Origin of the sequence: Pseudomonas juntendi, from assembly GCF_009932375.1 — a bacterium.
GTDB classification, from domain to species: Bacteria; Pseudomonadota; Gammaproteobacteria; order Pseudomonadales; family Pseudomonadaceae; genus Aquipseudomonas; species Aquipseudomonas juntendi.
In genome coordinates this window covers 77558-90472 of record NZ_BLJG01000067.1, presented here as the reverse complement: position 1 = coordinate 90472, position 12915 = coordinate 77558, and the positions used below count along the sequence as shown (strand labels likewise).

Genomic DNA, 12915 nt, shown 5'->3' with positions numbered 1-12915 from the left:
GGTTTATGGAGCGGTTACGCCACTCTGCGCCTGCGCCGGGGGCGAGCACTGACATCACCCAAGGAGGTATTTAGCCACCTGCAAGCCCTGCTGGCCGAGTATGAGCATGAAGTGTTTGCACTGCTCATGCTCGACAGCAAACACCGTGTGATCGACTTTCATGAGCTGTTCCGAGGCACCCTGGACGGCGCCAGTGTTTACCCGCGCGAAGTCGTGAAGTTAGCCCTGGAGCACAACGCCGCCGCAATGATCCTCGTGCACAACCACCCCTCTGGAGACCCCGAGCCAAGCCTGGCGGATCGCAATCTCACTCACAAACTCAGGCAAGCGCTGGATTTGGTCGGGGTGCGAACTCTGGATCATATCGTGGTCGGCCAGGAAGGCTGCGTCTCTCTGGCAGAACAGGGCTACCTGTAAGGAGGCGGCATGAAGCTTTGGCTACGTACCTTCGCAGCTGTGTTCGTATTCGCTGGCATCCTTGTAGGCTGCTTGGCAATCGTGCTGCTGGTGATTCTGATGGTGCATTTTCCACCACTGCTGGTCGCTGTTCTCCTGGCTTGCTGGGTCTTCGCTCGGCTGCTGAGTGCAAAGCCAGGCACAGCCCGCTAAACGGCCACCTTCAACGTGAGCAGCCGAATGGCTGCTCACGTTGAGGTCGGCCAGTTTTTTCTTTTTGGGTCTGCGCTCCACCATCAAGGCGAGCTGTTACTCCACAACCGCCTTCAACAGCGCATCGCGGGCATCCTGATAGAACTGAATGTCGATTTTGGTGGCCATGTCATCAGACAGATCGTAGAGCTGTCGACGCGCGGCAACTGGCATCAGTAATGCGCTAGCGCCCTTCTCCACAGCCAGCTCGGCGATGTTTACTGCATTGCTGATGGGCTCGATTGAGCCACCCAGGTTGATCTCACCAACGACGATTAACCCACCTTTGACGGACTTCTTCAGCAAGCTGCTGCACATGGCGATTAGCGCTGCCATCCCCAACTTAGAGCCGCGCTTCGCCGCATCAAAAGCCCGCAGTTGAATGGAAAACTCATGGGAGCGCGGATCGCGGTCGCCAATCAACTGCCCTGCACGTGAGTACAGGTTTTGTTCGGCATAGCGCACAGACTCTTTGAACGCGGCAGGTGCTGGGTTATTGAGAATCTTCACCCCAGAACCAGGCCCTTCATTGACCTCAATCCGGTACAGGCCGGCATTGTCATCAATATCCGCCCCCCCTTCACTGATGGTCCAGATCTGACCCGGCTCCAACGGATCGTCACCGATCTCGTTATCAGCTCTCAGCTCAGGGGTTGCAACGAACTTCTCGACGCCATCATCGCCAATGAAATAGCTGAAATGGGTATTGCGGAACTCGGCAGCCCCCACCCGTTTCTGCTGCTCTTTCACCCGCCGGCGAACCTCAAGGCCCAAGCGCGTTGCCCACTCCAGATCTTCATCGGAGACCGGCATATCCTGTTTGGGGTACATCAACTTCAGCAAGCCCGATACCGTCTTGTTGACCGCGTTGGTATCACGACCACTGAGAGCGCCGCCCAGGTGAACGCGGTTTTGCATCACGGATACACGGCTCTCAAATCGCAGGCGGCTCATGCACTCGGAGAAGAAGTCGCTAACCAGACCAAAATGATCGGTGGCCAGATCCTTGTTCATCTTCGGTACATCCCAGCCAGGCAGATAGCAATGGATACGGTCCATCCACGCCGTGTCATCACGCATTTCAGCAGGCAGCGGGCCAAACAAATGGCCAACGCGCTGCTGGTGCTCCACGTCTACATCGAAGTTACCCACAAACACCATGGAGCCATCAGCACGAATGCTTTCCTTGCCACGGCTGAACTCACCGGACTCCATGTAGCCTTTCATGATGTTGATCCCCTCCTTGCTGTCAAAGGAGATCCCACTCACCTCATCAAAACAGACCACATCGTACTGGCACACCAGGCCGCGCTGTCCGCTCGAATTATTCACAAACATCTTGGCGATCGTCGCCTTGCCCCCGGAAATCAGGTGGGCGTAGGGAGATACCTGCTGGAAAAGGTGGCTCTTGCCGGTGCCCCGCGGCCCCAATTCAACCATGTTGTAGTTGCGCTCAACGAACGGGATCATCCGCAGCAAAATGGCATCTTTCGCACGCGAGGTCAGCGCGCTGGCCTCCAGGCCAATGGAGCGCACCAGAAAGTCGCGCCACTCCTCACTGCTGAAATGACTACGGGCCTCGGCCATGATGTCCAGCACGTTGCGCTTGGACATCTGGATCGGCCGCAGCTCGGAGATACCAAAAGCGTTGCCCTTCTCCTCAGCAATCACCCCGTCATACTCAAGGGTGACCTCAGCATAAAAACCGCCGGTCAACAGGCGCTCGTTGTCATCGACTATCTGGTCAGGGATGCGCACCCGGTTCAGGTTCAGGCTGGGCAAACTGGCCAGATAGCACCCCTCTTTTTCCACGAAGCGTACGCTGACAATATCAATCAGCTTGGCCGAACCTGTCTTGTAAGCCCTGGCCTTGAACAGCTCTTCCTCGCCCGCGCGCACGGTTCTGGAAGACAGCTGGCGCTGCACAATCTCCAGCCCCTCCTCAATCTCATCGGGATTGGTGGAAGCGCAGTACCGTCCCAGCATGAACTCGACCACATAGGTGGGTACCGGGAACTGGCGGGCGAAGGTTCGCACCAGATCCTTGCGGACCAGATAACCCTCAAAGGACTCAGCAGCCTTGTGGTCCAGCGTATCCATTTCCACTTATTCGTCTCCTACCAATGTCGGCTTCTTCGCCAGCACATTGCCTTGATCATCCAGCAGCACCAACACCGCAGAGCTGCCCTCATACTGGTCATCCACCAAGAGGCTGCACTTGCCTTCTTTGAGCGGCTTGCGCTTGCTGATTTCGGAATCCGCCTCACCCGCATGTGTTCTCAGCACCGCCAATACACCGTCTGCCTGGGTTGCAGCCTGCACCTTGCAGGTCAGGCCTAACCAGCGAATATCCGACAGGGTCGCGGTAACTGCAGAGACGGAGATGGGCGCTTGTGTGCTGCGCAGCTCAATGACCGGAGTGAGGCACTCCTGCAGGCTCAAGCCTCCGTGATCATAGTGCTGACCGGCCTTGAAGCTAAAAACTCCCGGCGCCAATGCAATGCTAACAGCGCTATTCCAGTACCAGCCCACCTGCTGATAGCCCGTATCGACAGCATCCTTGATGACCGCGCAACGGCCCCAGCGAGTCTCTGTCAGATGCTTGGGCAAATCGACCTTCACCATCGGCTTGGGCGTCAGCAACCAGCCATGGTCAGTAACAATGCGGATTCTCCGCCAGCCAGCAGCGATCAGTTCCTCAGCCCGCTCCACCACCTCATCCAGCAGAGTGTCGATGCGCGCGGCGAGTTTCAGCCCTTTTACGTGGCCTTCCTTATCAATATCGCCACTTTGCAGCCAGGCATTCGAGGACGAACTACCCGACTCTCCTTCTTCCAGGTACTGCCAGCTCTTTTCGTCCAGCAGCTTGCGCAGGTAGTGAGCTGAAAAGTCTTTATCCTCATCCAGCAAACTGGGTTCGAAGTCTCGATCGGTCACACGCCCGGTCAAGCGATCATGCACAGGGGTAACTGCCGCCTTGGCCGTAGCAGTCACCGAAGGCAACGCCGCCCAGTTAGAAGCGAGCTTAATATCACCCAGATCTTGCAGTTTGGCCGCCAGGCGCTGAGCCGTATCGAAGCGCAAACCATCTACGAAGAAAACCGCCTCGCCGGTCGCGGCATAGTCAGCAGTTGCCTCATTGACCTGACCAGAACCCGGGTAGCCCTTAGTGCGCACCAGGTTCTGGAAGTTGGAAGTGATGCCATCCAGCCACGGGGTGTAAATCAGATCCAGGATGCCCTGCACCAACCCCTGCTGTACCAAAGACAACGGATAAGCCAGCGCTCGCAGCGCATGATCATCCGCCTGCCAGTAGTGCTCTTTGTACTGGCTTGCCATTTCCTCCGGGTCAACTCCCGAGAAGGTGGTTGTCGTGGCCTTGGCAATTTCCGCCAGATGCTGCAGAACGCCAGCCAACGGAGCCATCTCAAGCGAGAACCACACCCACTCACGACGCGCAGCATGCCGCGCTTCAAGCTGAGCAATAGCCAAGCGAACCTTGGCAGGCTCCTGCTCAAGCAACCCGCTTAAGTCCTGCTCAAGCTGCTGTTCTTCACTGGCATTGATCGAAGGGTAGCTGTCACCGCTCGCAGCAAGGTCAGCCTGCACCTTCAACAGCAACTGCGGCAACTGCGGGTAGTGGGTGCAAGACTCGACAAAACGCCGCCATACGCCGTCCCAAATACCCTGGCGCTGGCACAGCAACTCCGCTGCAGTCAGCTCCCCATCCCGCTCCGGATTAAAATGGTACTCGGCATCGCAAATACCCACCAGCGCCTGCCAGCGTGCCGGCTCCCAGCGCTCACGGCAGGCTTGGCTGTCATTCATCCAGCTGAGTAAATCTCTGACCGGATCACTGCTGACCAACTTGTTGAAGTCCGCTGCTTCCAGGCGACGGTTGCTCAGCTCATCGCGCTCGCTTTCGAGAATTTCAGGCAGTACGCGCAGCAAAACCTGCTGGCTTTTCTCATCCTTGGCCACATCCAGCCCGGCACCGCCGTTGCTCGATACCAGGAAGGCATTCACCGTCCAATCCCGACCGGAATTGCTGTAGATCCACCAGCAGCCACGGTACTGCAACTCCGCCAGCGGCTTGAGCGCCTCCGGGCAAGCGGCGATAGCGCGTAAATCTCGGCGCTCATAGCCTGGCAAATACACAATCGGCGTACGTTCGGCGGGCAGCTCAATGCCAGGCAACACCCCCTCAACCGCACACTTGATCCAGATAGCCGGACCGGTTCTAGCCTCAGGCGCATAGTCACCCAGCACAATCAGCTCAGGCATAGCCGCCTGCAACAAAGGCAAGGCCGGCTCCCACTGACGCAGCTTATCGGTCCAGAGAATCACGCTGGGGGCGGTTTGAACGTTGGAGTTGTACGCAGCGCTGGCACGGACTTCCTGGACCAACAGGTCAATCAGCTTCATGAAACTCCCTAAATTCAGATTGCTTCATTGGTTACCAGCAACGACTCAATGCGCGTCAACCAATCATTGAAAAGCGCGCATTTTGCACGCATTACATCCAAACCCACTTCCAAGGCAGCCAGCGTTCCCATCAATGGCTTTTGATAGTCAGCCATCAAGGCCTCGATCCGCTTGCTGGGAGCTGTTACAGGGCTATTGTTAATGTGTTCTGGACTCTCGAACTGCGCGCCGATTGCTTTGAGGTGCTGGTTCAAGGAAATTCTGTCGACGCCAATGGCAAAGGCATCAGGGTCGCTGAACAACAGCGCCTCAAATTCGTACATCTGCACAAAGGGTATAAATCGTCGCATGGAATCTTGGCCGATTAAACGGATAAGCTCATCGACCATCGCATCCTGTACGGCTGCAGCTTTGTCTCGGATGTCCGCATGAGCAACTAGAGTATCCTTACCTGGGAAACCCTGCGGCAGGCCGTAATAGTCAAAGAATGTAGTGCAATAAGCGGTTCGGTCACCCAGCAAGCGATTTTTCACATCCGCCTGTAGGCGTTCAAACTTGAAATTGCCGCCCTTATGCCCTGGTTTGCCAACGAGCGCAGGAACTAACTGAATACCCTTAGGGAAAAAGACCGGCGTCAGAATTTCATTGACAAACATCTCCTCTGTTTGCCCTTCGCAAATGACGTGGACTCGGATCATCGTGAAGGCCTCCCGCCCAAGACGTTCTTCTCCCATAGTTCACCGAGACTGTAATCCTCCAACCAACTGGTGAAGTCCGCTTCAGCCAGGCGCTTAAATACCGAACCGCCCTCTTCACGCTCAACGACGATCAAGTCTTCAATTTCAAACTCGTTGAGCAAGGGAACTGACTGAGTGGAAATAATCACCTGAGTGCGCATGGCAGCCGAACGTATCAGTGCCCCAAGCAGCGTGATTGCATAGGGATGTAAGCCCAGCTCAGGCTCATCAATAATAATTGTTGTAGGGGGATCAGGCTGAAGCAGCGCAGTTACCAGACAGATGAATCGGATAGAACCATCCGACAGTTGACTGGGCCAGAGTGCGTAATCACTGTCGTTTTGCTTCCAAAGCAAACGGATCTGCTGCTCTTCTGTGGGCAAGGTCGTCGGCTTGAGCACAAAGTCCTCAAAGAACGGCACTGCCAGACGAACCGTCTTACGAATCTGGTTGTAAACCTCAGGTGCTTCACTTTGCAATCGGAAGAGGAAGGCTGCCAGATTCGAGGCATCCTTCCGCAAAAAGGTGTTGTCATGCACGGCACACTGGCGCTTCACGCCCGCCGTATCACTAGTGTCATGGAAGTGATAAACCTTCCATCCGTTGATAGCGTTAAAGCAAAAGGTCGCAATTTTTTTTGACGTACCGCTCGCCATCACACTCTTGAGATTCGACTCGGAATGCCCAGCACCCAACCTGGGACGGGTTACACCGTGGTAAGGGCCATTGAAATACAACATTTCAGATGTGAAAGTGAATCCACCATCTACCCTTGGTTCCAGCGCAATGTCGTAGCCATTAGCACCAAAACGAACAGATGTAGTCAATTCAGAGGTTTCCTTAACCCCATAACTGAGAAGCCTGTCTGCGCCGCCTTGCTTGCTTGCCCAGACCTGTAGCCGCCCCTCCACAAGCTCTGAGAGCATGCGGAAATAGGCAACAAAATTGCTCTTTCCGGCACCGTTTGCCCCTATCAAAACGTTAAGGCTCGACAGGTTCAGGTTCTCCATCTTTCTGATGGACTTGAATCCACTGATAGACAGCGTGTGGATCGCGCTCATATCGTCACCGAGGCTTTCATTTGAACGAAATGGCCAGAGGATACTTCTGCAGCACCTCTTGCACCAAAAGATCCGTGCGTGCCTTGAGCTTATCCACGGTCCAGCTGGTCTCATTGGCCAACGCTTGGTTCAAGTGCAGGCCATTGTTGTAGCCCACCTTGCGCCCCTGGCTATCCAGCCGGCTCTGCTTTTCGGCAAAGCTCTTGTTGCCCAGAGCGCTGTTGTAGCCAGAGATAGTCAGATTTCCCAGGCAGTGGGCGTAGGTTTGGCGGTGTTGCTCCGCTAGCGCAGCGTCGCCGTTGGCGATCATCTGCACCCAGGTATCGGGGATGTTTTCACCCTGAGGGAAAATGTGCTCGATCGTCCAAACGTACTGCTTGCCTTTCAAGGCCCAGAGATCAACCTGGGTTTCACGGGTCATGCGACTTTCTTCAAGCGCACAAAGCACAAAGCGGCAAACGGCCTTGTTATCTTCATAGACTGGCCCTTTGAGGATCTTCTCAAACTGCTCGTCACTGGAGCTTTCGCCTGTCAGGCGTTGCTGGATATGACTGACCACTGCCTGGCCTTTTAACGCCAGCACTGCCTCGGCCACATCCATAAAAATCCGGGTCAGGTCTCGGGTAGGCGGCAGGTCGGTGGTGTTGCGCCGTACAAAGAAGGCGATGAGGAAATGCACCGCCTGCTCCAGATGCTCCTGCTCGAGCTCCAGGGTGTCCTTACGCTCAAACAGCACCATCAACAACAGATACGCTGCGGCCCCTTGGATACGATCCAACGACAACAGCAGACCGGATAGCTTTGGCTGCTCAGGCACGGCGCGGTAACCCACGATCTGAGCGTAATGGGCAGAGAGCCGGATCATTGCCTGCAGGAAGCTCTCAGCATCATGGGCGATCAGCTTCTCGTACACATGCATCAGGTTGGATTTGGTCGCCACCGGCACCGAGACGATGTCCTTCAGGTCAGGCTTGAAGGCGTTGTAGTACTGACGGAAGAATCGCTCCTGCACCGCATAGTCATCACCCAAGGCATCGATGACTTTCTTCCAGCGGTTGTAGTGCTTGTCGATGCTGCCAGGGTCCTTGGCTTCCAGCACGGCCAACAGCTTGTTCTTGATAAGATCAATAGCCGTCAACGGCACACCACGGTTGTTCAGCGATTCAAACAGCGTGTAGGCATCCGAATGACCAGCCACCTCGATCTTGACCAGGGTGGCGGTGTTCACTTTGTCCAGCAGCGCTTGCAGGCCCGTGACTGGTTCACTGAGCTCTTGCAGATACTGCTCAATACGCCACAGAAAGTGCCGGTATGCTTTCAGCACACGGCGGTTACCTGCGTGCTGCACCTGCTCCACATCGTCTAAAATCCCGGCTTTGCCGAGCACCGCGAAGTAATCCTGCTGATTGTTGTTCTGCACCTGGGGGATCAATCGTGGCTGGTCTGACTTTTTCTTCAGCACCAGCTTGTGCTTGAGGTTATACAACTCAATCTGCTGCTCCATGCCCAGGTTGGGCAGCACCCTGAAGCTTTGGTAGATCGCAGCTAACAACAGCGACAAGGTAGTCATGCGCTGCTGACCATCCACCAGCTCCAGGCTTTGTACTGACAAAGCGTCTTGCGACTGATTGATGCAAATGATCGAGCCAAGAAAGTAATTTGGCTCGTTCTCCAGCAAATCGTCAAACAGAGCATCCCATTGCGCCCGACTCCAGGTGTACTCACGCTGGTAGCGCGGGATAGCGTAGATAACACCACTTTCAATATCGAGAAGAGTAGATACAGGGTAGTTATAAACCGACTTGATCATAATCTGGCGATGGCCTCTGCTGTTTTCAGGTGTTCGCCGAGATAGGCTTCAAACGTGAAATCACGCTTTTCAATATGTTCAACAAATTCATCGATCCAGTCACCGGCCTTGTGCTGGAAGCCATCAATCATGGTTTCTGGGGCAATAACACCCACAGGTCGGCTAGCGTAATCTGTCAGCACATTGAGGGCGGCATAGCCGTGCCCCCCCATCGACACAAAATAATCACTGGCCAGATCCGCAATGGCCTGGCGGAACTTAACCAGCTCATCAGCCCGGCGTTTTTTGATGGGCGTATCAGAGGCAATGCGCACGTCAAATACCTTGCACGCGAGCGGTAGCATCCAGCGTGCAGGCACATGAAAGCGCTGCAAATTATTCAGCTTGGCCACAAAGAGTTTTTCTAGCAGCTTGATACCAGCGAGATTCTCATGCCAACGGCGCATTTCATCTTGCAACTGCCGGGTATGGGCAAAGCTGATTTCGACACTTTTACCGCCAAAGATCAGCCCATTCAGACAGATCCAACGGCAAAAACCAACTTCAAAGCGTAAACGGCGGGTGCGGTTGTAGCTGTTGGTGATACGCACAAAGGGTACCCAACGGTCGTTCTGCCAGGGCTCAAAGTCGCTTCCTTTGTGAATCAGATCGATATGACAGAACGATCGCGACTTGGGCATGGTCACGTTTAGGCAGGCCATATCCTCCATCGAGGTAAAGTCAAAAACCTGCTTGAGTGCATCGGCTGCCAAGTCAAACGCCTGACGATTAGTGACCAAGCGATAATCCTCGGTCACCACTGCAAAGGCATGGTTACTCTCTACATCGACCACCGCTTGGTGACGAGGAAGCGCCTGATACCCGCAGCCTGCAAACAGGTCGTTACCTTGAGCTGAAGCCTCGATAAAAACCGGCCTCAGCTCGACAGGGAAAAAGGCAACCGCTGGCTCCATCGCGGACCATTTACGTTCCATGTTTAATGGCTCCTTGCCGCCCGTTTCTCAGCCAAACTCAGGTGATGGTCGTTGATGCGTGCGCCTTCGCCTTCGCCGTATTGCAGGCCCAGGCGATACCAGGGGGCGGATTCGACGTCTTTGCCGCGATCTTTGGTCCACTTGATGTTGGGCGCCCAGCGCAGGATGCCGGCGCCTTTCTTGCTGACGTCGCGGGCATACAGGAATGGGCGGATATTGAGGCGCACGCCATCGTTGAGGTCGGGGGTCCAGCCGATGGGTTGTTCTGCCAGAGGCTTCCAGCGGACGAAGATATCGTAGGGTTTTTCGGCTGTACCCTCTCCTTCGAGGATGGCTTCCAGCTCTTTCTTCAGGGCTTCGGCGGCGGCGAGGCGTTCCTGGGCACCGTCTTCGCCGTTGGCGAGGCCGGCCTGCTGGGTGCGAATCCAGTCGCCCAGATAGGTGTAGATCAGGCGCTCAAGGCCGGCCTTGTCGAGCTTGTGGTAGTTGACCAGTACACTGAAGCCGTCCTTAAGGCCGTCCCAGATGTGCCAGATGAAAGGCCGGTGCTGGAACAGCTTGCAGTGCTGCTCGAAGAACTTGTCGCGCAGCCAGAGGCTGAGGGATTTGCTGCCGACAGCGTCGAGCAGGCGGTTTTTCAGTGGGGTGGTCCAGGCATCGCCATAGGCGGCTTGCAGCAGGGCTTCCAGGCGCTGGTCGGCGGCCTTTTCACCGCGCACCGGTGGCAGGCAGACAATGCCGTCGTCATCGACAAAACCGGCCAATTCCTGGCAACGCTCTACCCATTCGCGTTGTTCGGCGGCCAGCTCCATCTCCGGGTCCAGCTCTGCTGGCCAGCGGTAGCCGAGCAGGCGGGCAACGGCGACTTGCAGCACGCTGTCATCGACGCGCAGTTCACCTTGGGCGGTCCATTTGCTGTCTTCGTCCCAGATTACCGAGCCACAGGGGTGGCCGTGGTAGATCCATTGGGTGGGGTCGTTGGTGTAGGGCTGCGGGAGACCGTTGGGATAGGCGTTTTTTGAATTTTCTAACCATGCCTCATGGTCGTACGAAGCGCGACCAAGAGTTGCCGGGGTAACGCCAAGCTTTGAGTCGATTTTACGTATAGCAACGTTGTAGTCTTCTGAGGATAAGAAGCACCAAAGAGCGGGAAGATCCTTATTGGACTCTGGAATAGCTACAGCTCCATTCTGGTCAAAAATTTCACCCAAGAAAAAGGTGACTGGGAGGTTTGCCATTCTGTGGATAAGAATTCCTTTTTTCCGGCAGCAATCTAACCCTCTAATTGCGGATCCAGAATTCGATTTCAGCTCCAGCCCAGACGGATGCCATCTCAGTATTTGTCTAGCACCCGAAAAGTGCTCTGAACGCTCGGCTGTGCGCTGAAAAAGAGCCCAAGGTTCGCATATTGACAAAACCTCCCAAAACAGAAAAGAGAACCGATCATTATCGCCAGTCTGGAGGCCCGTTCTTGGCTTGCAATAAGCCTCAAGTAAGCCCCCACCTTGTTGGTTGAAAGTAACCACCACATCTGGATTCTCAAACTGCTTCGATTGCTCAGCAATCTGAATGTCATCCGCCAACAACCCCGCCGCCTTCTCCGCCGCCGTGCGCGGTTCAGACACATCCACCCCGCGAATCCAGTTGTCTTGCTCGCCACTGTGCAGCAGATCCGCCGACTGGCCTGCGGCATTGCCACGACTCAGGTTGATCAGAATGGCTTTGACCACCTCGCCACTGATGGTCTCAAAGGCACCTGGCCCCAAGCGGGCAATCAAATGCCAGCTGTCGTTCTGCAACAGCTTCTCGCGAAACTTGCGGTAGCTGGTAAGGAACAGCCAGTTCTGCGGCAGCACAATGCTGGCAGTGCCCCCCTGCACACAGAATTCCAGACAACGGTCAAGAAACACCGTGGCAAGGTCATTCTTGGCTTCGGGGTAATGGGTTTCGCAGTGGTCCTTAAGGGTCTCATGCTGCTTGCCCCGCGCCAGATATGGCACGTTGGTGATAACCCAGGTGTATTGGCCCGCGAGCAGCTCGGCGGCCTTGGCCAAGCCCTGAGCGACAATGCCGGCCTCCAGGCGATTGGTCAGGGCGGAGATTTCGCCGTCGACCTGGTTTTGCTGGTTGGCTTGATCTTGAGTGAGCGCTTCACCCAACAGTTGCTGCAGTTCGCTCCACTGGGCAATTTGCGCGGCCTTGCTGCGGCGCGGGTTGATCAGGCTGCCAAGCACCGGGGCATCCTGGAAGGTCTGGTACATCCAGTCCAGGGCAATGGTCAGGTTCTGTTTGCCGGCCTTGCGGCTGAGCTCTTTCCATTCGTCGCGGGCGGCAGCGATGGACAGGCCACTGCAGGCCAGGTGCAGTTCGGGCAGCAAGCGATAACCATCGGCATCGGGGTAGCGCCAGGCTTCCAGGGCGACGGCAAAAGCGGCCAGCTCGACACAGCGCTGGTCCAGCTCAAGGCCGTGGAGGTTTTCGCTGAGTACCTTGTCGATGGCTTGGCGGGCGTTGAGGTGCTCGGCCTGCATGCGCATGGGCACCAGCATCAGAAAGGCGGCGACCAGGAAATGGCCAGAGCCGCAGCAGGGGTCGAGGGTTTTAAGCTCGCTGAGGTGCTTGGGCCAGGCGTCGAAGGTGCCGGAGGCGGGTTGCCATTGCTGGGTTTGGTCGTTTTGCACAAAGCGCAGGTAGCTCAGCGGCACGCCGGGGATGGCAGCTTTTTCGCGCAGTTCCTGTTCGCTGTGCGCGGTTTGCCAGTCGTGCTCGGTGAGCCGCTGGCCTGCCCACCAGGCGCCCAGACTGTTATCCAGCAGGAAGCTGACCATGTAGGGTTCGGTAAACAGCTGGGTGACGGGCGAGAGTTCGTCGGCGCCTATCTTGACCTCGGATTTGTTGACCTCTTCCTTGCGCTTGCTTTGCCAGAACTGATACACCCAGCCGAGGCTGTCCTGAGCCTGGAAGGTCTCTGCGGCCAGGCCGGTAACCAGCCTTTCAAGCTCGCGCTGGTGCTCGGGGGCAAACTCCAGGGCAAATACCGGCGAGTCGACGCGAAAGATCTGCGGCAACATCTTCGAGGCGAGTACGCCGGCCATCTCCCAGCCACTGTTGCATCGGCTCTCCAGCTCATCACGCAGAGTGTCCGGGTCCTGGATCAGTTCGCTGCATTCGGCCAAGGTCAGCGGTGTGTGCTCGTCATACATCAGCAGATGGTTCTGCTCCAGAAAACGGGCGAACAACATGCGGTGCCAGTGCTCGTA

The 12915-nt window shown here is 56.1% G+C and carries 9 protein-coding genes; 2 read left to right on the top strand and 7 right to left on the bottom strand.

The window, feature by feature from the left end; translation table 11 throughout:
- Window positions 1-417 (top strand): RadC family protein (gene radC / locus GYA94_RS10120; RefSeq protein WP_161892252.1); only part of this gene is annotated, 417 nt, incomplete at its 5' end.
- Between the two features lie 9 nt (window positions 418-426).
- Window positions 427-609, top strand: a complete 183-nt coding sequence (locus tag GYA94_RS28160) for a hypothetical protein (RefSeq protein ID WP_161892251.1) — start codon at window positions 427-429, stop codon at window positions 607-609.
- Between the two features lie 96 nt (window positions 610-705).
- Here the strand turns inward: GYA94_RS28160 and brxL are convergent, their stop codons facing one another.
- Genes brxL through GYA94_RS10080 form a run of 7 tightly spaced genes read right to left on the bottom strand, consistent with a single transcriptional unit; the run spans window position 706 to window position 12591 of the window.
- Entirely contained in the window at window positions 706-2748 is a 2043-nt protein-coding gene (brxL, locus tag GYA94_RS10110; protein ID WP_255326916.1) for a protease Lon-related BREX system protein BrxL, read from the bottom strand.
- Between the two features lie 6 nt (window positions 2749-2754).
- On the bottom strand, window positions 2755-5073 hold the full coding sequence (gene pglZ, locus GYA94_RS10105; RefSeq protein WP_161892249.1) for a BREX-1 system phosphatase PglZ type B: 2319 nt from the start codon (window positions 5071-5073) through the stop codon (window positions 2755-2757).
- 14 nt (window positions 5074-5087) lie between these two features.
- On the bottom strand, window positions 5088-5771 hold the full coding sequence (locus tag GYA94_RS10100; RefSeq protein ID WP_161892248.1) for a DUF4276 family protein: 684 nt from the start codon (window positions 5769-5771) through the stop codon (window positions 5088-5090).
- On the bottom strand, window positions 5768-6871 hold the full coding sequence (locus GYA94_RS10095) for an AAA family ATPase (RefSeq protein WP_161892247.1): 1104 nt from the start codon (window positions 6869-6871) through the stop codon (window positions 5768-5770). Before GYA94_RS10095 ends, GYA94_RS10100 begins: the two co-directional genes overlap by 4 nt.
- Window positions 6872-6887: 16 nt before the next feature.
- On the bottom strand, window positions 6888-8681 hold the full coding sequence (locus GYA94_RS10090) for a DUF262 domain-containing protein (RefSeq protein ID WP_161892246.1): 1794 nt from the start codon (window positions 8679-8681) through the stop codon (window positions 6888-6890).
- Window positions 8678-9655: a DUF932 domain-containing protein gene (locus tag GYA94_RS10085; RefSeq protein WP_161892245.1), complete on the bottom strand. Its 978-nt coding sequence runs from the start codon at window positions 9653-9655 to the stop codon at window positions 8678-8680. Before GYA94_RS10085 ends, GYA94_RS10090 begins: the two co-directional genes overlap by 4 nt.
- 2 nt (window positions 9656-9657) lie before the next feature.
- Window positions 9658-12591 (bottom strand): Eco57I restriction-modification methylase domain-containing protein, encoded by a 2934-nt coding sequence (locus GYA94_RS10080; protein WP_218031591.1) that lies wholly within the window; start codon window positions 12589-12591, stop codon window positions 9658-9660.
- Window positions 12592-12915: the final 324 nt, after the last annotated feature.

Excerpts from the sequence above, each read along its gene's own strand:
- GYA94_RS10095 (WP_161892247.1), bottom strand. The coding sequence starts at position 6,871 with ATGAGCGCGATCCACACGCTGTCTATCAGTGGATTCAAGTCCATCAGA.
- GYA94_RS28160 (WP_161892251.1), top strand. The coding sequence starts at position 427 with ATGAAGCTTTGGCTACGTACCTTCGCAGCTGTGTTCGTATTCGCTGGC.
- GYA94_RS10100 (WP_161892248.1), bottom strand. The coding sequence starts at position 5,771 with ATGATCCGAGTCCACGTCATTTGCGAAGGGCAAACAGAGGAGATGTTT.
- brxL (WP_255326916.1), bottom strand. The coding sequence starts at position 2,748 with ATGGATACGCTGGACCACAAGGCTGCTGAGTCCTTTGAGGGTTATCTG.
- pglZ (WP_161892249.1), bottom strand. The coding sequence starts at position 5,073 with ATGAAGCTGATTGACCTGTTGGTCCAGGAAGTCCGTGCCAGCGCTGCG.
- GYA94_RS10090 (WP_161892246.1), bottom strand. The coding sequence starts at position 8,681 with ATGATCAAGTCGGTTTATAACTACCCTGTATCTACTCTTCTCGATATT.
- GYA94_RS10085 (WP_161892245.1), bottom strand. The coding sequence starts at position 9,655 with ATGGAACGTAAATGGTCCGCGATGGAGCCAGCGGTTGCCTTTTTCCCT.